Below are 22,656 nucleotides of genomic sequence, written 5' to 3'. Positions count from 1 at the left end.
TCTGACAGCGGCCCGGTGGCGCCGCGATCGGGCCGGGCCGGGCCCCCGGCCGGCTAGTGCTGTGACCGGAAAGGTTCGCCGGGTCGCGGTGTTCGGTGCGGTGCATCTCCCCCAGCTACCGCTGGGAGGGGCCCCCGGGCGGAGGAGCACGCCTCGTACTGGACGTACCGGTGTGGTCCGACAACGCGGCGAGGTGCCGCGCCGGGCGCCGCGACCCGGTGGACCTTTCCGGTCACAGCACTAGTGCGTGCCGGGCGTCGCGACGCCGCGGAGATCCACCAGACACCCCCTGAAGGGCGCGGGTCGCTCCTTCGCCCGTGCGCCCGGGGCCGCTACCGTTCCCCGGGGGCGAAGACACTGTGCAAGGGACCCCCATGACCTCCACCGGGCGGCGGCGCGGGATCCTGCGGCCGCTGGCGGCGCTCCTGTTCCCGCCGGGCCCGGACGGCTCCGAGTCCGTCCACGGGGTGCTGCCGCCGCTGCTGATCGTCCTCACCTTCGTCAGCGGTGTGGTCGACGCGGTGAGCTACTTGGGGCTCGGCCACGTCTTCGTCGCCAACATGACGGGCAACGTCGTCTTCCTCGGCTTCGCGCTCGCCGGCGACCGGTCGCTGTCCGCCCCGGACTCCTTGCTGGCCGTCGGCGCCTTCCTGACCGGCGCGCTGGCCGCGGGCCGGCTGCGGCCGGCCAGCGGGGCCGGCCGGATGTTCGCGCCGCTGGTCGCCGCGCAGACCGTACTGGTGGGCGGGGCGCTCGCCCTGACGGCGGCCGGCGCGGGGCCACCGCCCGTCATCGCCCTGCTCGCGCTGGGCATGGGCCTGCAGAACGCCGTGGTGCACCGGATCGCGGTGCCCGACCTGACCACCACCGTGGTCACCCGGGCGCTGACCGGGCTGGCGGCCGACCGGTGGGGGCCCGCCTCCCTGCGCCGCCTCGTGACGGTCGCGGCCCTGCTGCTGGGGGCGCTGGCCGGGGGTCTGCTGACCCTGCGTCACGGATCGGTGTGGGCGCTCGCCTCGGCCGTGGGCCTGCTGGTCTGCGTGGTCCTGGCCAGGGCGGGGAGCCGCGAGGGGCGGCGCGGCGCCGGCGCAGCGGCGACGGGCACAGGGGGCGCGCGGCGGGCCGGGATCGAGGGGGCGTGGGGGGAGAACCACGGCATGGTGGCCGAGGGCGGCTGGAAGAAGGTCGGGCCGGGCCGGTTCGAGCTGGGTGATCTGCGCGTCCACATGATCCGCGTCGAAGAGCACCCGGAGGACCTGCGGGCAGGCCGCTGGCTTCCGGCGGACTAGGGCGGGGTGGGGGAAAGCCCCGCAGGGCCCACCCCGGCCCGCTCGCCGGCCCGGGCCCCGGGAACGGCCCCGGGGGTGGCCCCGGGAACGGCCCGGGCCGCGGTAACGGCTCCGGGGACGGCCCCGGCTTCGACCGGGGAACCGGCGCGCCGCCGCGCCAACCGCACCGGCACCGCCGCGCAATACCCGTCCGGATCGTTGGCCAAGGCCAACCCCGCCAGCCCGAACAGGATCACCGGCAGGTGCGCCGACTCCGTCACGTAGTCCGCCATCACCCGCGGGGCGACGGCGAAGACCAGCCCCGCCACCACCGCGTACTGGGGCCGCCGGACCCCCGCCGCCACGACCACCGCAAGCCACACCAGCCCGGTCATCGCGGTGAAGTCGGTCGCCGTGATCCGGGTGTTGTACGAGGCGTACATCACGCCCCCGAACCCGGCCAGCCCCGCCGACAGGGTGAACAGCAGCAGCTTCGTCCGCAGCACGGACACCCCGGAGGCCATCGCGGCCGCGGGAGCCGACCGTACGGCGAGCATCGCCCGCCCCGACGGCGAGTTCCGCAGCGCGCTCAGCCCGGCGGCGACCGCGGCCGCCAGGACCAACAGCGCCACCCCCAGCGCCCGGTCGTCGGAGAGGTCCACCGGCCCGACGACGGGACGCGGGATCGACCACCCCGCGTCCCCGTTGCGCAGCCACCGCATCTGGAACAGCACCTGGTCCGCCAGGAAGGCCAGCGCCAGGGTGGCCAGCGCGAGGGAGCGCCCGCCGAGGCGCAGCGCGGGCAGCGCGACCAGGGCCCCCAGTACGGCGGCCACGCAGGTGCCGACCGCCAGCGCGGCGACGAACGGCCACCCGTGGCTCATCAGCAGCCCGGCCACGAGCGCGGCGCCCGTCACGAAGGTGCCCTGGGCCAGCGAGACCATCGCGCCCAGCCCCGTCACGACGGTGAAGGACATGAACACCAGTGCCAGGGCCAGCCCTTGGGCGAGGAGCCCGCTCCAGAACGGCGTGGTGACGGTGTAGAACGCGACGCCCAGGGCCGTGCCCAGGACGGCCCAGACCCCCCACCGCCGCCCCCAGGAGGCTCCGGCCAGGTGGTCCACCGAGGCCGTGTCCACCGCGGCGGTCCCGGTGGTGCGGGCCCGCCGGGTGAGGACGAGCAGCCCGCCGAAGAGGATCAGGAAGGGCACGGCCGTCCTGAACCCGGTGACGGAGTCGGCGAAGGAGGCGTAGCCGACCACCAGGTTCTGCAGTACTCCGAGCCCCAGTCCGCCCGCGAAGGCGAGCGGTACGGAGGCGAACCGTCCGATCACGGCCGCGGTGGCCGACACGAACAGGAACAGCGTGAAGTCGTGCGCGGACAGCCCCAGCAGCGGCGTCGCCAGCACCCCCGCCAGTCCGGCCAGCCCCGAGGCGATCATCCACGCCACCGAGGACAGCCGGCCGGCGTCGATCCCGCGCAGCTCGGTGAGCGAGCGGTTGTCGACGGCGGCCCGCAGCCGCAGCCCCAGCCGCGTGTGCCGCATCAGCACCCACAGGGCCACCGCCACCAGGGCCGTGGCCACCCAGGTGATCAGCTGGTCGGAGTCGATCCCGACGTCGGAGGTGAGCTGCCAGGACTTCGCGGGGCTCGGCCCCACCCCCGGCAGCCCGAACTGGTTCTCCGCGGGCTTGAGCGGAGCCCCCGCGTCCGTCAGGAGCTCCACCGTCCACAGCCCGGCCGCCGGCAGGGCCACCAGCAGGCCGATGGTGGCGACGATCTGCGCCGTCTCGCCGACCTGCGCGAGCCGCCGGAACATCAGCCGGTCCAGTGCCCAGCCGAGCCCGGGTGCCAGTACGAGGACCACCAGCAGCGCCGCCGGGACGGCCGGCCAGCCCAGCCCGGAGTGCAGTTCGTAGAAGGTGAGCGCGGACAGGTAGGCGGTGGCCCCGTGCGCGAAGTTGAACAGCCCGGACGCCGAGTACGACAGCACCAGCCCGGTGGCGAGCAGTGCGTACAGGGCGCCGGACACCAGACCGCTCAGTACGAAGGCGAGCAGATCTCCCATGCCGTTTCCCGGCCCGCTACTTGAAGGGGATGGGCTCGTGGCACTTGAACGGCACAGAGACCTCGTAGGCGCCGTTCTTCAGCTGGACGAGCGCACCGCAGCCGAAGCTGTCCTTCTGCCCCTTGGGCTCCGCGCGGTCGCCGACGAGGGTGGCGGTGTCGGAGAAGCCCTGCGCGGCGGCCTGGAACGACTCGGTGGTCAGGTCCTTGCCGGCCTTCTTCGCGATGGACACGAACAGGTCGGCGGACATGTACCCGGTCATCATGTGCATGTTGAGGGGCACGTCCTTGCCGCCCGCCGCGGCCTTGATGTCGGCCTTGAACTGGGCCATCTTCGGGTCGGTGGACTCGAAGGGCTCGAACTGCAGCAGGACGTGCACGCCGTCGAGGGCCTGCTTCGTGGCGTCCTGGGCGAGCAGGCCCGGGTCGTAGTCGGTCGGGTCGGAGAGCAGCCCCTTGTACCCGCTGCGCTTGAGCGAGGTGAACAGCCCGATGTTGTTGGGGGTCTGCATGACGGAGACGACCGCGTCGGGGGCCTTGCCGTCATTGCTCTCGAGGATCTCCTTGACGTACGCCGACCAGTCGCTCGGCACGGCGGTGCCGGGCACCGAGGCCTTGGCGTAGGCGACCTTGAACCCGGCGCTGGCGAAGCCCTGCTGGAAGGTGCGCACGCCGAACTTCCCGGCGTCGCTGTCGTTGGCGATGATCGCGACGGACTTGCCCCGGGCGCCGCCGAGGACCTGGCCGATGCCCTCGGGCCAGGTCTGGTTGATGGTGCCGCCGGGGGTGGGGACGAGGCAGCCGTTGAACCCGTAGATGTACTTGGGGCCGCAGAAGGAGGGGAGCGTGCCCCAGCCGAAGGTGGGGACCTTCTCCTGTTCGAGGAAGTCGGCGCCGGAGAAGGTCACCGAGCTCATGGGGGAGACCGCGAAGACCTTGTCCTGCTGGACGAGCTTGCGGGCCGCCGCGAGGTTCTTGGCGGGGTCCTGGCCGTCGTCCTCGGCGCCGATGTAGTCGATCTTGCGGCCGTTGATCCCGCCCTCGGCGTTGGCTCTCGCATAGCGGGCCTTCGCGCCGAGGTCGGTGTCCTTCTTGCTGTAGCCGCTGGCGCTGGTCATCGACACGATGCCGCCGACCTTGATCGAGTCGGCGCTCACCCCGCGGGAGTTCCCGGCGGCCCCCGGCTTGTCCGGGGAGGAGCCGTTGGAGGCGGAGTTGCAGGCGGAGACGAGCGCGAGTGTCGCCGCCGCGGCGGCCAAGGTGCGGATCGGTCGCAACATGTGTGGATCCCCTCCGGTCGGAATCCCCGCATTCTGTGCGCGACCTGACGCATCGTCAATATCAATGACCAAGTAAAGTGACGATGCGTCAGATATGGTGGGAGGCAGTCCACCCGGGTGCGGTCACGACTGGTAGAGGGCCGCCACCTCCGTCGCGTAGGCCTTCTCGATCGCCCGCCGCTTCAGCTTCAGCGAGGGCGTCAGCAGACCCCGCTCCTCCGTGAACTGCCCGGCCAGCACGCGGAACGTGCGGATCGACTCGGCCTGCGAGACCAGGGTGTTCGCGGCCACCACCGCGCGCCGGACCTCCGCCGTCAGATCGGGGTCGAGCACCAGCTCCGAGGCCGGCAGCTGCGGGCGGCCGCGCATCGCCATCCAGTGCGCGACCCCCTCCACGTCCAGAGTGAGCAGGGCCGCGATGTACGGCCGGTCGTTGCCCACCAGCACGCACTGCGAGACGAGCGGGTGCGAACGGACCCGCTCTTCCAGGGCGGTCGGCGCGACGCTCTTGCCGTTGGAGGTCACCAGGATCTCCTTCTTGCGCCCGGTGATCGTCAGGTACCCGTCGTCGTCGAGGCGCCCCAGGTCCCCGGTCGCCAGCCAGCCCTCCCGCAGCACCGCCTCGGTGCCCTGCGGGTCGTTCAGGTACCCGGCGAAGACGTGGGCGCCGTGCAGCCAGACCTCCCCGTCGTCGGCGATGTGGACGGTGGCGCCGGGGATCGGCTTGCCCACGGTCCCGTACTTCGTCGCCCCGGGCGGGTTCGCGGTGGCCGCCGCGCACGACTCCGTCAGCCCGTACCCCTCGAACACCGTGACCCCGGCGCCGTCGAAGAACAGCCCGAGCCGGCGTGCCATCGCGGAGCCCCCCGACATGGCGTGCCGCACCCGGCCGCCCAGGGCCTCGCGGACCTTCCCGTACACCAGCTTCTCGAAGAGCTGGTGCTCCATCCGCAGCTTGGCCGTGGGTCCGGGCCCGGTGCCGAACGCCTTCCGCTCGCGCGCCTCCGCGTACCGTACGGCCACCTCCACCGCCCGGTCGAAGGGCCCGGTCCGGCCCTCGGACTCGGCCTTGCGGCGGGCGGCGGCGAACACCTTCTCGAAGACGTAGGGGACCCCGAGCACGAACGTCGGGCGGAACGCGGCGAGATCCGGCAGCAGTTCGGCGGCCGCCAGCACCGGCTGGTGCCCGAGCTTCACCCGGGCGCGGACGGCCGCCACTTCCACCATCCGCCCGAAGACGTGGGCGAGCGGCAGGAAAAGCAGGGTGGAGGGCTGCTCGCCGGGCCCGGCCTGGAAGACGGACTCCCAGCGGGTGACCATGGTGTCGGCCTCGAACATGAAATTGGCGTGGGTCAGCACGCAGCCCTTGGGCCGGCCGGTGGTCCCCGAGGTGTAGATGACGGTGGCCGTCGCATCGGGCGTCACGGCGCCCCGGTGGCGGTGCACGACGTCCTCGGAGACCTGCCGGCCGTCCTCGGTCAGCCCCTCGACCGCCCCCGTGTCCAACTGCCAGAGCCGGCGCAGGCGGGGCAGCCGTTCGATGACCGAGCCGACGGTCATGGCCTGGTCCTCGTCCTCGACCACGCAGGCCGTGCACTCGGAGTCGTACAGGATCCAGTGGACCTGCTCGGCGGAGGAGGTGGGATAGACGGGGACGGGCTGCGCGCCGATCGCCCACAGGGCGAAGTCGAAGAGGGTCCACTCGTACCGGGTACGGGACATGATCGCGACGCGGTCACCGAAGCCGATGCCGTGCGCGAGCAGCCCCTGGGCCAGCCGCGTCACCTCGGCGGCCAGCTCGCCCGCGGTCACGTCCTGCCAGACCCCGCCCGTCTTGCGGCCCAGCACGACCCGGCCGGGGTCCTCGCGGGCGTTCCGGAAGACGGCATCGGCCAGACCGCCGACGGGGGCGCCCGTGACGACGGGTGGGACGGTGATCTCGCGCAAGGACCCGCTCCTCTCCGCACAGCGCGGTGACGCTATCCCACCCCTCCCCGCCGTTGATCAACGGGCGAATACCTCCACAAGACCTCCTCAGCCCTCGCTCAGGCCGTGACCACGGAGATGTTGAAGTCCACCGGACCCAGCACCCCGTACGGCCGCAGCCACAGTCCCATCAGGGCTTCCGTGGCGCGGGCGCTCGACGGATCGCCCAGATCGGTGATCTCTCCGGGAGCCCAGCCGAACTCCTCGAGGAGCGCGGCGGTCTCGCCCTTCGCGCCGTCGTCGTCGCCGCCCAGGAAGACGGTGCGGTGGCCGGGGACCCGGGAGGGCTCGACCATGACGGCGTTTTGTTCACGGTGTTGAGGGTCTTGACGACCCGCGCCTCGGGGAAGGAGCCGTGGGCCGGAGCCGGAGCCGGAGCCGGAGCCGGAGCCGGAGCCGGAGCCGGAGCCGGAGCCGGAGCCGGGGACCCGGCTACGCCGCGCGCGTCAGGCGGTCCGCGCCCGAGAGGATCGCCGCCGCCAGGGCCTCCGCGGCGGCCGACACCCGCGGTCCGCGCAGCAGCGCGAACTCCACCGAGCCGAGGTCCGGCAGCCCGCCCACCCGGACCAGCCCCGGCGGGATCAGCCCCCGGGTGTGGGCCATCACGCCCAGCCCCGCCCGGGCCGCCGCGATCAGACCGCTGAGGCTGCCGCTCGTACAGGCGATCCGCCAGGGCCGCCCGTCCGCCTGCAGCACGTCCAGCGCCCGCGCCCGCGTGATGCCCGGCGGCGGGAAGACGATCAGCGGAACCGGCCGGTCGGGGTCCACCCGCAGGCCCTCCGCCCCGATCCACACCATCCGGTCCCGCCACACCAGCCGTCCCCGCTCGTCGGCGTCCCCGCGCCGCTTGGCGAGTACGAGGTCGAGGCGCCCCGCGTCCAGCCGCTCGTGCAGGGTCCCCGACAGCTCCACGGAGAGTTCCAGCTCCACCTCGGGGTGCTCGTGCCGGAACGCCTCCAGGATCTCCGGCAGCCGGGTCAGCACGAAGTCCTCCGAGGCGCCGAAGCGCAGCCGGCCGCGGATCCGGGTCCCCGCGAAGAAGGCCGCGGCGCGCTCGTGCGCCTCCAGGATCGAGCGGGCGAAGCCGAGCAGCGCCTCGCCGTCCTCGGTGAGCTCCACGCTGTGCGTGTCGCGCAGGAAGAGCGGTCGGCCGGTGGCCTCCTCCAGCCGCCGCACGTGCTGGCTGACCGTGGACTGCCGGACGCCGAGGCGGGCGGCGGCCTGCGTGAAGCTCAGGGTCTGGGCGACGGTGAGGAAGGTGCGCAGCTGGGCGGGGTCGTACATGCCGTCCAGCCTACTCCCGCTCATCGCGTTCCGTGATGACAGTCAGAGCGGTGTGCGGGTTTCCCGATCACCACCCCACCCCCCAGGATGGGAAGGAACGTTCCTTCTGCCTCGTCCCCGTCCCCTGTCTCTTATACACACCATACGCTGCCATAGAAAGGGACGAGACCGTTGGTTGGGTGTTCAAGAACCGGTGCGCCCTTGCCCTAGGGCGCGGCCCCGCCGCCCGCCCGCCGAGCCCGAAGACCCGCGCGTCCGCCGCGACCTCGCTGCGCAGCAGCCACCGCGCCGACCGCGCCGACCCCGCCGACCCCGACCCCGCGGCCCCCGCGCCGGCCGGCGGCTCCTGCGCGGCCCCGGCCGGGCGCACCGGCTCCCACCAGCGGGGCGGCAGCTCGCGGCGCAGCACCGTACCGCCCGGCGTGCGCACCTCGACGGCCCCGTGCCGGGACACCGCCACGGTCACCCGCTCGGAGACCACCCGCCAGCCGCCCCCGGTGTCCGGCTCCAGCACGGCGCGCGGATCGGGCTCCGGCCCGTCGCCGACCACCGCGTACGAGGGCGTGGGCGCGGCCCCGTCCCAGCCCCAGAACACCGCGCCGCCCACGGTGACCCGGACGAGCAGCTCCGAACGGGTGAACCGCAGCACGCCGCCGCCCGGCAGGGGCTCCGTACCCGTCAGGAGTCCCGGCACCCGCGCCCGCTCCGCGCCCCGGGGCGCGAGCCCCGCCGCGTCCACGCGCCGGTTGCGCCAGGCCGAGCGCCAGGCGCGGCGCCCCCGCCCGCTGCCGAGGTCCCGCACCGCACGCACCAGCTCACGACCGTCCATGGCGCCCACCCTGCCACCGGCACCCGGCCCAGAAGGCTGCGTTCAACTGCCGTTCACTCTCCAAAGGATCACAACCGACCGCCGATGACGGCTCTGGTGCGGATGTCGATCACATGGCATCGTCCCAGTGAGCCCTCGCGCGGACACCCCCCGCGCGGTGGCACCGTACGAACACCACACGACACGCCCACGAAGCGCGAGCCGCAGACGTGACCGGGAGCCGACCCATGACCGCAGCCACCCCACCCGAGCCCCTCTGGGCGCCTGGCCCCGACCGGATCGCCGCGGCCCGGATCACCGCCTTCCAGGCCTGGGCCGCCGAACACCACGGAGCGCCCGCGGACGGCGGCTACCCGGCCCTGCACAGCTGGTCCGTCGACGAGCTCGACACCTTCTGGCAGGCCGTCGCCGAGTGGTTCGACGTCCGCTTCACCACCCCCTACGAGGCCGTCCTCGCCGACCGGTCCATGCCCGGCGCCCACTGGTTCCCCGGCGCCACCCTCAACTACGCCGAGCACGCGCTGCGCGCCGCCGAGGACCCGGCACGCGCCGCCGACGCGGCCCTGCTCCACGTGGACGAGACCCACGAGCCCACCGTCGTCACCTGGGCCGAGCTCCGCCGCCAGGTCGGCGCGCTCGCCGCCGAACTGCGCACCCTGGGCGTACGCCCCGGCGACCGGATCAGCGGCTACCTCCCCAACATCCCCGAGGCCGTCACCGCCCTCCTCGCCACCGCCGCCGTCGGCGCCGTCTGGACCTCCTGCGCCCCCGACTTCGGCGCCCGCAGCGTCCTCGACCGCTTCCAACAGGTCGAGCCGGTCGTCCTGTTCACCGTCGACGGCTACCGCTACGGCGGCAAGGAGCACGACCGCCGCGACACCGTCGCCGAGCTGCGCGCCGAGCTCCCCTCACTGCGCGCCGTCGTCCACATCCCGCTCCTCGGCACGCCGACCCCCGCGGGCGCCCTCACCTGGGCGGACCTGACCTCCGCCGACACCGAGCCCGTCTTCGAGGCGGTCCCCTTCGACCATCCCCTCTGGGTCCTCTACTCCTCCGGCACGACCGGCCTGCCCAAGGCGATCGTCCAGTCGCAGGGCGGCATCCTCCTCGAACACCTCAAGCAGATCGGCCTGCACTGCGACCTCGGCCCCGAGGACCGGTTCTTCTGGTACACCTCCACCGGCTGGATGATGTGGAACTTCCTCGTCTCCGGCCTGCTCACCGGAACCACCGTCGTGCTCTACGACGGCAGTCCGGGGTTCCCCGACACCGGCGCCCAATGGCGCATCGCGGAGCGGACCAGGGCCACGCTCTACGGGACGTCCGCCGCCTACGTGATGGCCTGCCGCAAGGCGGAAGTCCATCCCTCCCGCGACTTCGACCTCTCCTCCGTGAAGTGCGTGGCCACCACCGGCTCCCCGCTGCCCCCCGACGGCTTCCGCTGGCTGCACGACGAGGTGGCCGAGGACCTCTGGATCGCCTCGGTCAGCGGCGGCACCGACGTCTGCAGCTGCTTCGCCGGCGCCGTCCCCACCCTCCCCGTGCACATCGGTGAGCTCCAGGCCGCCTGCCTGGGCACGGACCTCCAGGCCTGGGACCCCGCGGGCAAGCCCGTCATCGGAGAAGTCGGCGAGCTCGTCGTCACCAACCCCATGCCGTCCATGCCGATCCGCTTCTGGAACGACCCCGACGGCAGCCGCTACCGAGACAGCTACTTCGAGATGTTCCCGGGCGCCTGGCGCCACGGGGACTGGATCACGATCACCGACCACGGCTCCGTCGTCATCCACGGCCGCTCGGACTCCACCCTGAACCGCCAGGGCGTCCGGATGGGCTCCGCCGACATCTACGAGGCCGTGGAACGACTCCCGGAGATCAAGGAATCCCTGGTCATCGGCCTGGAGGAGGCGAACGGCGGCTACTGGATGCCGCTCTTCGTGCACCTCGCGCCCGGCGCCGTCCTCGACGATGACCTCCGCGCCCGGATCAAGGCCACGATCCGCGAGGAGCTCTCCCCGCGCCACGTCCCCGACGAGATCATCGAGGTCCCGGGCATCCCGCACACCCTCACCGGCAAGCGCATCGAAGTACCGGTCAAGCGCCTCCTCCAGGGAGCGCCCATGGCCAAGGCGGTCAACCCCGGCTCGGTCGACAACCTGGACCTCCTGAGCTTCTACGAGGAGCTCGCCCGCACCCGGGGCTGAACCCGGGGCCACTGTCAGTGGCCGTGGTTACGCTGAGTGAGCAAGCGATCGCGCACTCAGGGGGATCCGATGCCACGCTCGAACGACAGCAGGACCGAGGCCACGGCGGGACGACCCGCCCGTACCCGAAGGCGCCGCACGCTGCGCCGCGAAGTCCCCAGCACCGTCGGCCTCCTGGCCGACGCGGGGGACTTCGCGGCCATGCGCGGCTACCGCAGCTTCGCCTTCGACGACCACCGCGACTACCTGGACCAGGTGGATCGCCTGCTCCGCTCCCTCGCGGCCCAGGGCATCCACACCACGGTCGCCCTCTTCGACCCCGAGGACTACGGCGAGTACTGCGCCCGGCAGGGACTCGATCCGGACACCCCGGGGGCGCGCACCCGCTTCACCGCCGAACTGGCCGGCGGCAGCGGCGCCCTCCCGTATGCCGGACAGCCCATCGACGAGCTGGTCCCGCTCCTCGTGGACGAGGCGGTCCGCCAGGCCACCTGGGAGTACGCCACCACCCTCCTGGCCGGCGTGGGCAACTGCGCCGACTGCGGGCAGGACATCGGGACCGCCTCCTTCGAGCGCGCGGCCGACGCGCTCAGGCACCTCGTCGACCGGGCCGGCCCGGGCCACCACCACCTCGTGTGCAGCGTCCCGGCCGAGGCCGAACAGCTCCTGGCCGTACTCCACGCCGACACGCTCGCGGACGGGCCGCCGCGGATCGAGGGACGGGAGGGCCTCGACTTCGTGACCGTCCTCGCCGCGGGCCTGGCGCTGGGCGGACCCGGGGGAGTGGTCCTGCGCAGCACCGCCGAGGGACACCGGGACCGGGTCCACGGCTGGCGCCTGGACCGCGGCCGGCTGGTACCCCTCTCGGCGGCGGCCGTCTTCAACGCCTACTGCACCGACGCCGACACGGGCGAGCCCGTCGGCCCCGAGCCGGGCGTCGAGTACTGCCCCGGATACGAGGTCGATGAGCCGGGCCCCCATCACTGACCCGAACGGGTGAGGCCCGCGGCCGGAAACGGCCGAGGGGCCCTCGCCACCGGCGAGGGCCCCTCGATCGACTGCACACCGTCCGGCACGGTGCCTCGACTACTCGCCGGACAGCACCGCCTGGGCGGCCACGCGGGCCTCCTCGGCGCTGTCCGCGGCACGCGCGGCGGCAGCCGCACGCTCGCACTGCGCGAGGGTGTACTTGGCGAGCGTCGCCCGCACGTAGGGGATCGAAGCGGCACCCATCGACAGAGAGGTGACACCCAGACCCGTCAGCACACAGGCCAGCAGCGGGTCGGAAGCGGCCTCGCCACAGACACCACAGCTCTTGCCCTCGGCCTTGGCCGCGTCGGCCGACATGGCGATCAGGTCGAGCAGCGCGGGCTGCCACGGGTCCTGGAGCCGCGACACGGCGCCGACCTGACGGTCGGCGGCGAAGGCGTACTGCGCGAGGTCGTTGGTGCCCAGCGACAGGAACTCGACCTCCTGCAGGATCGAGCGCGCCCGGAGCGCGGCGGAGGGGATCTCCACCATCGCGCCGAACTTCGCCCGCAGGCCGGCCTCGCGGCAGGCGTCCGCGAAGGCCTTGGCGTCGATCCGGTCGGCCACCATCGGGGCCATGACCTCGAGGTAGACCGGCAGCCCCTCGGCGGCCTTGGCCAGCGCGGTGAGCTGCGTGCGCAGCACGTCCGGGTGGTCGAGGAGCGAGCGCAGACCACGGACACCCAGAGCGGGGTTCGGCTCGTCGGCCGGGGTCAGGAAGTCCAGCGGCTTGTCGGCGCCGGCGTCCAGGACACGTACGACGACACGGCCCTCGGGGAAGGCCTCGAGCACCTTGCGGTAGGACTCGATCTGCTTCTCTTCGGTCGGCGCCTTCTTGCTGTCGTCCAGGAAGAGGAACTCGGTGCGGAACAGGCCCACACCCTCGGCCCCGGCCTCGACCGCGGCCGGCACGTCCGCCGGACCACCGATGTTGGCGAGCAGCGGCACCTTGTGCCCGTCGGACGTGGCGCCCGGACCGGAGGACGCGGAGAGGGCGGCCTTGCGCTCGGCGGCCGCGGCCTCCAGCTCGGCCTGCTTCTCCGGGGACGGGTCCACGAACAGGTCGCCCGTGCTGCCGTCGACGGCGATCAGGGTTCCCTCGGCGATCTCGCCCGCGCCCGGCAGCGCCACGATGGCCGGCACGCCCAGCGCCCGCGCGAGGATCGCGCTGTGGCTGGTCGGTCCGCCTTCCTCGGTCACGAAACCGAGGACGAGCGCCGGGTCGAGCAGAGCGGTGTCGGCGGGCGCGAGGTCGCGCGCGATCAGCACGTACGGCTCGTCGCTGTCCGGCACGCCCGGCATCGGCACGCCGAGCAGGCGCGCGACGATGCGGTTGCGCACGTCGTCCAGGTCGGCGACGCGGCCGGCCATGTACTCGCCGGCCCCCGCGAGGAGCTCGCGGTAGTGGGAGAAGGCGTCGTACACACCGCGCTCGGCGGTGCTGCCGACGGCGATCCGCCGGTCAACGTCCGTCATCAGCTCGGGGTCCGTGGCGATCATCGCCTGGGCCTCGAGCACGTGCTGAGCCTCGCCACCGGCCAGCTGGCCGCGCGCGATCAGGTCGGCCGACACAGCTTCCACGGCCTGACGGGCGCGCCCCTGTTCGCGCTCCGCCTCGTCCGCGTTGATCTGCTTCGCCGGCGGCTCGAGAACCGCCGTACCCATGTGCCGAACCTCGCCGATCGCCACACCGTGGCTCACGCCGACGCCTCGCAGCGTTGTCTCCATTTCACCCGTCTCCGATTGAGCGGCGGGTCCACCCGCCGCGTTGGATGTCCAGTTCGCCCGAGCAGGCGGATACGTCACTGCCAGCTGAAGAGAAGGTCTCCGGCCTTGATGTCTCCGGCCTCGACGAGGTCGCCGAGAGCTTCGGCGGTCGCTTCCAGTGCCACGACGGGGCAGATGGGGGACTTGCCGGCAGCCTCGACTGCAGCGGGGTTCCAACGGATGACCGCCTGGCCGCGGGTCACGGTGTCGCCCTTGTTGACGAGGAGCTCGAAGCCCTCGCCGTTGAGCTGAACGGTGTCGATGCCCAGGTGCGTGAGGACACCGTGGCCTTCGCTGTCTACGACGACGTACGCGTGCGGGTGCAGGGAGACGACTACACCGTCCACGGGGGACACGGCCTCCGAAGGCTCGCGCACGGGATCAATGGCGGTGCCCGGACCCACCATCGCGCCGGAGAACACCGGATCGGGCACTGCCGCGAGTCCGATGGCGTTCCCGGCAAGTGGGGACATCACGCTGGTCATGGGGGCCTCCCAGGGGTGGGGCTTCTTCGTGTCGCCGTCACTACCTGTCGCGAACGGCGTACTCTTCAGAAGGATAAGTCACGAGATGTTCGGGTTCGCCCGGTGTTGGTCCCGATCCGGACTGGTCCTTCGGCACGGAGACTAGTGGACTAGACCGGTGGACTAGACCATACGCCTGAATCGATTTGCTTGGGCTCCTGCGGACCTGTACTGTCGTGACTCCCGCCAGGAAGCCTCGTGTGAACATCTCGCGAACGGCTGATGGACGGGCAACCTCCTCTCTTCTTAACTGATCTTGATCCCGATTGCTTTTCCGCATGCCTATTCGGCAAAACGGAGAGTGGTCAGGGAGACGGAGAAGGACTGATAGAGTCGGAATCGCCGGAAAGGGAAACGCGAAAGCGTTGACCTGGAAGGCGGAAAACAAGCGAGACTGGCTCTGGTAGAGTCGGAAACGCAAGAACGAAGGAAGCGCCCGGAGGAAAGCCCCAGTAAACATTACTGAGGGTGAGTACAAAGGAAGCGTCCGTTCCTTGAGAACTCAACAGCGTGCCAAAAATCAACGCCAAAAAGTTGATACCCCGTCCATTTCGGTGGATGAGGTTCCTTTGAAAAAGACCTGTGAGGTCGCGGTTCTGCCTTGCGGGGGCCCGGGAAGGCGGGCGAGCGGGCGGCCTGGGATTCCTCGCGCATCGGCTGCGGGGGGACCGAGCGGGCCGCGGGGACCGTGGGCAGCGGCCCCAGGGTCCGGGTGGTGCTGCCCTCGGCCAGCGGCTCGCGCTCGACGGACTCGGCGCTCTGCGCCCGCCGGGCACCGTAGCGCCGGTGGACGGCCTGCTTCGTGACGCCGAGCGCCGAGCCGACCGCGTCCCAGGAGAAGCCGAGCGAGCGGTCGAAGTCCACCGCGGCGGTGACCAGCGTCTCGACGCTGTCCCGCAGTTCCTGCGCGAGGCGGACGGTGGGCGCGGGCGCCCGGCCGTAGACGACGAAGCCCGTGGAGGGACCCGAGCGGCGCGGGCGGTAGACGTTGCCGAGCTGGGCGGTGAGCGTACGCAGAGCATCCACCTGCCGGCGAACCCGCTCGATGTCCCGCACCAGGAGGTGCAGGCTGGCCCGTGCTTGGGCGTCGTGGGTGGCGTGGTCGGCCATGAAGAAGCCTCTCGAACCGGTGCTGAAGAGCGGATAGGGCCGCAGACACCGTTCTGTTTCGCGGCCCGTTTCGGTCAATCTCTTTTGACCAACGCGTCACCGGGCGGGCAGGTCACGCTATGGGGGCGTGTCGGCATATGCGAGGAGCGCGCGGGTGTGCGTACGCCCCCTCGGGCGAACGCCGCCTCGCAGGTGGGGCGGTGGGCGGACAGACCCTAGTGCTGTGACCGGAAAGGTCCACCGGGTCGCGGCGCCCGGCACGGCACCTCGCCGCGTTGTCGGACCACCGAAGTACGTCCAGCACAAGCGGCGGCCCTCCGCCTTGCGATGCACCGCACCGGACACCGCGACCCGGCAAACCTTTCCGGTCACAGCACTAGACTGGTGCGCTGATGACAGCCGAGATAGCGAGGTAGACCCCAGTGAAGCTCGTCTTCGCAGGCACCCCCGAGGTCGCCGTGCCCGCCCTGGACGCCTTGATCGCGTCCGGGCGCCACGAAGTGGCCGCCGTCGTCACCCGGCCCGACGCCCCGGCCGGCCGCGGCCGCCGCCTCGTCGCCAGCCCCGTCGCCGAGCGCGCCGAGGAAGCCGGCATCGAGGTCCTCAAGCCCGTCAAGCCGCGCGACCCGGAGTTCCAGGCCCGGCTGCGCGAGATCGGCCCGGACTGCTGCCCGGTCGTCGCGTACGGCGCGCTGCTCCCCAAGAGCGCCCTGGAGATCCCCGCGCACGGCTGGGTCAACCTGCACTTCTCGCTGCTGCCCGCCTGGCGCGGCGCCGCACCTGTCCAGCAGTCGATCATGGCCGGTGACCAGGTCACCGGCGCCTCCACCTTCCGGATCGAGGAGGGTCTGGACACCGGCCCGGTCTTCGGGATCCTCACCGAGGAGATCCGGCCCACCGACACCAGCGGGGACCTGCTGACCCGGCTCGCCTTCGCGGGCTCCGGCCTGCTGGTCGCCACCATGGACGGCATCGAGGACGGCACCCTGCGCGCCGTCGAGCAGCCCGCCGACGGGATCTCGCTCGCGCCGAAGATCACCGTCGAGGACGCCCGGATCGACTGGTCGGCCCCCGCGATGCGCGCCGACCGGCTGGTGCGCGGCTGCACCCCGGCGCCGGGCGCGTGGACGGTCTTCCGGGGGGAGCGGCTCAAGCTGATCTCCGTCGGGCTGGTCGCGGACCGCACCGACCTGAAGCCGGGCGACCTGAGCGCGGGCAAGAACAACGTCCACGTCGGCACCGGCTCGCACGCGGTGGAGCTGCTCTGGGTCCAGCCGCAGGGCAAGAAGCCGATGAAGGCCGCCGACTGGGCGCGCGGGGTGCGGATCGCTCCCGGCGAGCGCCTCGGCGGGACCGACGTAGGCTGATCCGGTCACCTTTCGATTCCCGGACCATGTCCGGGCCGAGTCCGGGCCGATGTCCGGCCCGGCCGCGGCAGGTGTCCGCGGCGGCCTCCCCGGCGCCGCGCTTCGTTCCATCCCCAGCGTTACGTAACCCCGGAGCACCTTTCACGTGAGCGAACAGCCCCGTAGCCGACCGGCAGCCACCTCGGGCAAGGGCGGCGGCAAGCCGGCCAAGTCGGGCAAGCCGTACCGCCGGCCGCAGAAGGACCCCGTCCGGATGCTGGCCTTCGAGGTGCTGCGGGCGGTGGACGAGCGCGACGCGTACGCGAACCTCGTGCTGCCGCCGCTGCTGAAGAAGGCCCGCAAGGACGAGACCTTCCAGGCGCGGGACGCGGCACTGGCCACCGAGCTGGTGTACGGGACGCTGCGCCGCCAGGGCACGTACGACGCGGTCATCAAGGCGTGCATCGACCGGCCGCTGCGCGAGGTGGACCCGCCGGTGCTGGACGTGCTGTCGCTGGGCGCGCACCAGCTCCTCGGCACCCGGATCCCCACGCACGCGGCGGTGTCGGCGAGCGTGGAGCTGGCCCGGGTGGTGCTCGGGGACGGGCGCGCGAAATTCGTGAACGCGGTGCTGCGGAAGATCTCCGCGCACGATCTCGAGGGCTGGCTGGAGAAGGTCGCGCCGCCGTACGAGGACGACGCCGAGGAACACCTCGCCGTCTTCCACTCGCACCCGAGGTGGGTCGTCAGCGCCCTGTGGGACGCGCTGGGCGGCGGCCGGGCCGGCATCGAGGACCTGCTGGAGGCCGACAACGAGCGGCCCGAGGTGACGCTGGTGGCCCGTCCCGGCCGCTCGACCACCGAGGAGCTGCTGGAGGCGGTCGGCGAGGACTCGGCGCTGCCGGGGCGCTGGTCCCCCTACGCGGTGCGGATGGCCGAGGGCGGCGAACCGGGCGCGCTGGAAGCGGTCCGCGAGGGCCGCGCGGGCGTCCAGGACGAAGGCAGCCAGCTGGTGGCGATGGCCCTGGCGGCCGCGCCGGTCGAGGGCCGCGACACCCGCTGGCTGGACGGCTGCGCGGGCCCCGGCGGCAAGGCCGCCCTGCTGGCCGCGCTGGCCGCGGAGCGCGGGGCGTTCCTGCTGGCCTCCGAGAAGCAGCCGCACCGTGCCCGGCTGGTGGAGAAGGCGCTCGCCGGCAATCCGGGCCCCTACCAGGTCATCACGGCGGACGGGACGCGTCCGCCGTGGCTGCCGGGCTCCTTCGACCGGGTCCTCGTGGACGTGCCCTGCTCGGGCCTCGGCGCGCTGCGCCGCCGCCCGGAGGCGCGCTGGCGGCGCCGCCCGGAGGACCTGGAGAGCTTCGCGCCGCTCCAGCGCGGGCTGCTGCGCGAGGCGCTGGCGGCCGTCAGGGTGGGCGGCGTCGTGGGCTACGCGACCTGCTCGCCGCACCTGGCCGAGACCCGGGTGGTCGTGGAGGACGTACTGAAGGGCCGGGGCGCGGGCGCGGCCCCGATCGCGGCGGAACTGATCGACGCGCGGCCGTACATGCAGGGGGTCCCGGCGCTGGGCGACGGCCCGGACGTGCAGCTGTGGCCGCACCTGCACGGGACGGACGCGATGTACCTCGCGCTGCTGCGCCGGACCGCGTAGTCCCTGTCCGGGAACCGCTGTCGGCGGGGGCCCCGGGGGTCCTCTCGCGGACCCCCGCCGGGGCGGGGTCTGCGCCCCGGGCGGGAGTTTCGGGGTAGTGGCCGGAACGGTTCGGCGGCATGGCACGCTTGGGGCATGGCCGTTCAGATCAATCCCAGCATCTTGTCCGCCGACTTCGCCCGGCTCGCCGAGGAGGCGAAGGCCGTCCAGGGCGCGGACTGGCTGCATGTCGACGTCATGGACAACCACTTCGTCCCGAACCTCACGCTCGGCGTGCCGATCGTGGAGTCGCTCAGCCGGGCGACGGACATCCCGCTCGACCTGCACCTCATGATCGAGGACCCCGACCGCTGGGCCCCGCAGTACGTCGAGGCGGGTGCGGGATCGGTCACCTTCCACGCGGAGGCCGCCGCGGCGCCCGTGCGGCTCGCGCGGGAGATCCGGGCCAAGGGGGCCCGCGCGTCCATGGCGCTCAAGCCGGCGACGCCCATCGAGCAGTACGAGGACATCCTCCCCGAGCTCGACATGCTGCTGATCATGACGGTCGAGCCCGGCTTCGGCGGGCAGCCCTTCCTCGACATCATGCTGCCCAAGATCCGGCGTACCCGGGAACTGATCTCCAAGCACGGCCTGGAGCTGTGGCTGCAGGTCGACGGCGGGGTATCCGCCTCGACGATCGAGCGGTGCGCCGAGGCCGGCGCGGACGTGTTCGTCGCGGGCAGCGCGGTCTACGGGGCGGTCGACCCGGCGGCCGCCGTGCGCACGCTGCGTGAGCAGGCGGGTGCGGCCATCGCGGCGGCGCCCTGGGCTTGCGACCACTGAGACAAGGCTTGGTGAACAGCTCGGTGAACGGGAGCTGTCCAGGCTGATCAACGGCCGTCGTATCTGACAGGATGAACGGCGAGTCGAGAGTGTGAACAGCAGTGAGGAGAACGCGGTGTCTGCAATGTCGGCGGGACGGTCAGCCCTGCGGATGGGACCCGCGGAGCTGGTGCAGGCGGCGGCCATGGCGCGCCGCTTCTACCTGGAGGGGAAGTCCAAGATCCAGATCGCCGAGGAGTTCGGCGTGAGCCGCTTCAAGGTGGCCCGGGTCCTGGAGACCGCTCTGGAGCGCGACCTCGTGCGCATCGAGATCCGGGTGCCGGCGGAACTGGACGCGGAGCGCTCCGACGCGCTGCGCGCCCGGTACGGGCTGCGGCACGCCGTGGTCGTGGAGTCCCCGGCCGATGCCACCGAGGACGCGCCCGACCCGGAGAACCTGGGCGCCGTGGCGGCCGACCTGCTGGGCGAGCTCGTCAACGAGGGCGACGTACTGGGCCTCGCGTGGGGCCGCTCGACCATCCACATGGCCGCCTCCCTGCACCGGCTGCCTCCCTGCACCGTCGTCCAGCTGACGGGCGTGTACGACGCCGGGACGGCCGAGCGCGGGTCCGTGGAGGCCGTCCGCAGGGCCGCGCAGGTGTCGGGCGGGGACGCGCACCCCATCTACGCCCCGATGCTGCTGCCCGACCCGGCCACGGCGGCCGCGCTGCGCAACCAGACGGGCATCGCGCGGGCCTTCGAGTACTTCGACAAGGTGACGGTCGCCGCCGTCTCCATCGGGTCCTGGGAGCCGGGGATCTCGACCGTCCACGACATGCTGAGCGACGAGGAGCGGGCGCACTACGCCTCGCTCGGTGTCGCCGCCGAGATGTCGGCCCACCTCTTCGACGCGGAGGGCCGCCGGGTCGGCCGGGACCTCGGCGAGCGCTGCATCACCGTGGAGGCCGACCGGCTGCGCCGGATCCCCGAGGTCGTCGCCATCGCCGGCGGGCTGCGCAAGGCCTCCGCGATCGGCGCGGTGCTGCGCTCGGGGCTCGTGACCAGCCTGGTCACCGACACCGCCGTCGCGGACTATCTGCTGACGGAATCGCAGCCCGGGCTGCGGCCCGCCCTGGAGCGGGCCGACCCCGACGAGTGATTGTTCGGATTGGTCCGATTCTTCGGACGAATGGCGCTCAAACGCGGCTGCGGGATGTTCGCTGATGCGGATGGTGCCGTAATTGAGATCCGAACGGCGGACCGTTGGACGGCTCGCGGGGCGCATACTGGGTGCAATGACAAAGTCAGCAGTACCTCGCCGCCATTTGCCGTCCAGCCCGTTCAAGGCCCCCGTGGAAGCGCCGCTCCGGCACTTCAGCGTCGGCGACCGGGTTACTCACGATGAGCACGGCCTCGGCCGTGTCGTCGCAGTTGAGGAGGGGATCGCTGTCCTCGTTGAATTCGGGCCGGAGGTCCGGAAGCGAATCTTGAGTCCGTACACCAAGATGGCCGCCCTCTGAAGAGAGCGCGCGATTCGCGGGAGAATCGGATATTTGGCACGATCGGTGCATGATCTTTCGGAACGTGCCCCGATCGTTGCTGCGTGTACTGGGGGCCGTGTTCCTCTGTGCGGCGCTGGTCGGTGCGGTGGGCTGCAGCGGGAAGAATCCCGCGCCCGCCGCCGCCACCACCGACGCTAGTCCCGGCCCCCTGGTAGACGCCGCCCCGAGCGGGGCGGCGAGTTCCACCGTGCCCGTGCCGACGCCCGGGTGGGCGAAGGGGATGGCCACGGTCCGGGCCGGCGCATTGCCGCAGCAGGCCCGGGACGTGCTCGCGCTGATCGACAAGGGCGGGCCGTACCAGTACCGGCAGGACGGGACCGTCTTCGGTAATTTCGAGAAGGTCCTGCCGAAGCAGAAGCGTGGTCACTACCACGAGTTCACCGTGAGGACGCCCGGTGAACGGGACCGCGGGGCCCGCCGGATCGTGACCGGCGAGGGCGGGGAGTTCTTCTACACGGACGACCACTACAAGACCTTCAAGGCGGTTCTCCGATGACCTTGGACCAGCAGCCCCTGGCCCCCGCCGTCGCCGCCGCGGAGGAGGCGGGGTGGACGGTGCTGAGGCTGGACCTGGACGGGGTGCGCGGCAAGGCCGGGCTCATGCGGCGGTGTGCGGGCGTGCTGCGGGTTCCCGAGTACTTCGGGGCGAACTGGGACGCGCTGGCGGACGCGCTGGCCGATCTGTCGTGGCTGCCGGACGCGCCGGGGCGGCTGCTGGCGGTGACCTCCTGGCGGGGGTACGCGGGTGAGCGGCCGGAGGACTGGGAGACCCTGCAGGAGGTTCTGGAGGGGGCGGCGGAATTCTGGCGCGAGGGTGAGGGCGGGGTCGGGCTGACCGTGCTGCTGGCCGAGGCGCCGGGTGGTGGGGCGCGGGCTGTGCGGGGGCGCTGAGTGCCGCTGCGCGGGGCTTCTCCCCGCCCCGCCCTTTCACCGTTTCCCGGGCTCTGCCCGGACCTCGCCGCCCTCGACGAGACCTTCGCCCACGCCACGGCCGCCTGGAGCGCGGGATCGCCCTCGGCGTCGGCCGTGGCGCGGGCCAAGGTCCCGTCGAGGGCGGCGAGGCCCCGGCCCGCCGCCCGTCCCCGTGCGCTCGCCGAGGCCGTCAGGATCAGCACGAGGGTCGCCAGCCGGTCGCGCAACGCTTGGCGGCAGACCTCGGCGCCGGGCGGGGCGGGCACGTCGCGCGCCAGGTCGGGGACGTCGTAGGCGCTCGGGGGCAGGCGCCGCAGGGCCTCCGTGCCGTCGGCCGCCACCGCGTGCCAGGTGCCGCCGACGCCCTCGCCCTTCGCCTCGCCCGCCCGGGTGTCCTTCGCGTACCGGTACACGGGCCACCCGCCGAGCGTGAGCTGGCGGACGCCGTCGGCCCGGTCGACCGCGCCCAGCAGCCCCGCGTCGATGCCGGCCGCGGCCTGGGCGTCGTTCGCCGGCACCGGGGGCCAGAGGGTGGCGCAGTCCGCGGCGCAGTTCGACCGGGGCGGCTGGGCCGTGTCCTTGTCGAAGCGGTAGAGGGTGGCGCCGGCGCTGTCGGTGACCGCGCTGCCGACCCCGACGATCTCCCGGACCGCCAGCCGGCCCGCCGGCGCGGAGGCCTCCCCGGCGGGGTCCGCCGCGGGGTCCGCCGAGCCCGCGGAGCCGTATCCCGAGTCGTAGCCGTCACCGAGGGCCTGCTCGGCCCCGGCGGGCCGGACGGCGGTCACCCCGCCGGATCCGCCCGATCCGGCGCCGCATCCCGCCGCCAGCAGGAGCACCGTCATCACCGATCCGGCCGCAGCGGTCACCCGACGCTTCTTGCCCATGATCTCTCCTTCGGTTTCTGCCCGGCGCGCATGTGGTGCGGCGCGCTTTCCGTTCGGTTATTCATAAGCCCTTCGGGGCCTTCCGAATTCGAAGCGCCGGGAATTTGTCAGATCACGCCAAAGGATGAACTCGGCCCCGCGGCAGCCGTTCACC

At 72.6% G+C, this 22,656-nt stretch carries 17 protein-coding genes and 3 pseudogenes; 10 read left to right on the top strand and 10 right to left on the bottom strand.

Annotated features, from left to right (window positions below; all coding sequences use genetic code 11):
* The first annotated feature begins 374 nt into the window (after window positions 1-374).
* Entirely contained in the window at window positions 375-1,289 is a 915-nt protein-coding gene (locus DRB89_RS45400) for a YoaK family protein (protein WP_239516552.1), read from the top strand.
* On the opposite strand, the gene DRB89_RS37175 is transcribed toward DRB89_RS45400, so the two are convergent.
* The 6 genes and pseudogenes from DRB89_RS37175 to DRB89_RS37150 form a co-directional block, all read right to left on the bottom strand.
* Entirely contained in the window at window positions 1,286-3,337 is a 2,052-nt protein-coding gene (locus DRB89_RS37175) for an ABC transporter permease (RefSeq protein ID WP_239516551.1), read from the bottom strand. The genes DRB89_RS45400 and DRB89_RS37175 overlap by 4 nt on opposite strands.
* Before the next feature lie 16 nt (window positions 3,338-3,353).
* Window positions 3,354-4,616 (bottom strand): ABC transporter substrate-binding protein, encoded by a 1,263-nt coding sequence (locus tag DRB89_RS37170; RefSeq protein WP_112452442.1) that lies wholly within the window; start codon window positions 4,614-4,616, stop codon window positions 3,354-3,356.
* A gap of 123 nt (window positions 4,617-4,739) precedes the next feature.
* Window positions 4,740-6,563: an AMP-dependent synthetase/ligase gene (locus DRB89_RS37165; RefSeq protein WP_112452443.1), complete on the bottom strand. Its 1,824-nt coding sequence runs from the start codon at window positions 6,561-6,563 to the stop codon at window positions 4,740-4,742.
* 98 nt (window positions 6,564-6,661) lie between these two features.
* Entirely contained in the window at window positions 6,662-6,898 is a 237-nt protein-coding gene (locus tag DRB89_RS37160) for a hypothetical protein (protein ID WP_204357917.1), read from the bottom strand.
* Between the two features lie 136 nt (window positions 6,899-7,034).
* Window positions 7,035-7,886 carry a LysR substrate-binding domain-containing protein gene (locus DRB89_RS37155; protein ID WP_112452444.1) on the bottom strand — a complete coding sequence of 284 codons (852 nt, stop codon included), beginning with the start codon at window positions 7,884-7,886 and terminating at the stop codon, window positions 7,035-7,037.
* Window positions 7,887-8,091: 205 nt separating this feature from the next.
* Window positions 8,092-8,715 (bottom strand): annotated as a pseudogene (locus DRB89_RS37150) (glycosyl hydrolase); the annotation flags it as partial.
* Window positions 8,716-8,942: 227 nt separating this feature from the next.
* On the opposite strand from DRB89_RS37150, the gene DRB89_RS37145 reads away from it, so the two are divergent.
* Window positions 8,943-10,919, top strand: a complete 1,977-nt coding sequence (locus DRB89_RS37145; RefSeq protein ID WP_112452417.1) for an acetoacetate--CoA ligase — start codon at window positions 8,943-8,945, stop codon at window positions 10,917-10,919.
* 69 nt (window positions 10,920-10,988) lie between these two features.
* The gene (locus DRB89_RS37140) at window positions 10,989-11,906 is read left to right on the top strand and encodes a hypothetical protein (RefSeq protein WP_112452416.1); all 918 of its coding nucleotides are present in this window, start codon (window positions 10,989-10,991) and stop codon (window positions 11,904-11,906) included.
* 99 nt (window positions 11,907-12,005) lie between these two features.
* Here DRB89_RS37140 and ptsP read toward each other — a convergent pair whose 3' ends face one another.
* The 3 genes and pseudogenes from ptsP to DRB89_RS37120 all read right to left on the bottom strand — a co-directional run.
* Window positions 12,006-13,676 (bottom strand): phosphoenolpyruvate--protein phosphotransferase, encoded by a 1,671-nt coding sequence (ptsP, locus tag DRB89_RS37135; protein ID WP_112452415.1) that lies wholly within the window; start codon window positions 13,674-13,676, stop codon window positions 12,006-12,008.
* Between the two features lie 74 nt (window positions 13,677-13,750).
* Window positions 13,751-14,200: a PTS glucose transporter subunit IIA gene (locus tag DRB89_RS37130; RefSeq protein WP_112452414.1), complete on the bottom strand. Its 450-nt coding sequence runs from the start codon at window positions 14,198-14,200 to the stop codon at window positions 13,751-13,753.
* Between the two features lie 693 nt (window positions 14,201-14,893).
* A pseudogene (locus DRB89_RS37120) lies at window positions 14,894-15,349 on the bottom strand (hypothetical protein); the annotation flags it as partial.
* A gap of 422 nt (window positions 15,350-15,771) precedes the next feature.
* Between DRB89_RS37120 and fmt the strand changes: the two are divergent.
* The 7 genes from fmt to DRB89_RS37085 all read left to right on the top strand — a co-directional run bounded on the left by fmt (window position 15,772) and on the right by DRB89_RS37085 (window position 21,597).
* Window positions 15,772-16,716: a methionyl-tRNA formyltransferase gene (gene fmt, locus DRB89_RS37115; protein ID WP_112452451.1), complete on the top strand. Its 945-nt coding sequence runs from the start codon at window positions 15,772-15,774 to the stop codon at window positions 16,714-16,716.
* A gap of 145 nt (window positions 16,717-16,861) precedes the next feature.
* Window positions 16,862-18,343, top strand: a complete 1,482-nt coding sequence (locus DRB89_RS37110; protein WP_112452450.1) for a transcription antitermination factor NusB — start codon at window positions 16,862-16,864, stop codon at window positions 18,341-18,343.
* Between the two features lie 135 nt (window positions 18,344-18,478).
* Complete coding sequence (gene rpe, locus DRB89_RS37105; RefSeq protein ID WP_112452449.1) at window positions 18,479-19,165, top strand: ribulose-phosphate 3-epimerase; 687 nt, start codon at window positions 18,479-18,481, stop codon at window positions 19,163-19,165.
* A gap of 124 nt (window positions 19,166-19,289) precedes the next feature.
* Window positions 19,290-20,303, top strand: coding sequence for a sugar-binding domain-containing protein (locus tag DRB89_RS37100; RefSeq protein ID WP_112452448.1), 1,014 nt, complete (start codon window positions 19,290-19,292; stop codon window positions 20,301-20,303).
* A 136-nt stretch (window positions 20,304-20,439) separates the two neighbouring features.
* A complete protein-coding gene (locus DRB89_RS45395; RefSeq protein WP_112452447.1) occupies window positions 20,440-20,664 on the top strand; it encodes a hypothetical protein in 225 nt (74 codons plus the stop codon).
* Window positions 20,665-20,713: 49 nt separating this feature from the next.
* On the top strand, window positions 20,714-21,202 hold the full coding sequence (locus DRB89_RS37090) for a ribonuclease domain-containing protein (RefSeq protein ID WP_112452446.1): 489 nt from the start codon (window positions 20,714-20,716) through the stop codon (window positions 21,200-21,202).
* Window positions 21,199-21,597, top strand: a complete 399-nt coding sequence (locus DRB89_RS37085) for a barstar family protein (protein ID WP_112463925.1) — start codon at window positions 21,199-21,201, stop codon at window positions 21,595-21,597. Before DRB89_RS37090 ends, DRB89_RS37085 begins: the two co-directional genes overlap by 4 nt.
* Window positions 21,598-21,968: 371 nt before the next feature.
* On the opposite strand, the pseudogene DRB89_RS45390 reads toward DRB89_RS37085, so the two are convergent.
* Window positions 21,969-22,460, bottom strand: a pseudogene (locus DRB89_RS45390) (hypothetical protein); the annotation flags it as partial.
* Between the last annotated feature and the right edge of the window lie 196 nt (window positions 22,461-22,656).

Source organism: Streptomyces sp. ICC4 (assembly GCF_003287915.1).
Taxonomy (GTDB): domain Bacteria; phylum Actinomycetota; class Actinomycetes; order Streptomycetales; family Streptomycetaceae; genus Streptomyces; species Streptomyces tritrimontium.
Note: the sequence above shows the minus strand (reverse complement) of the source record. Positions and strands in the feature narration are given on the sequence as shown.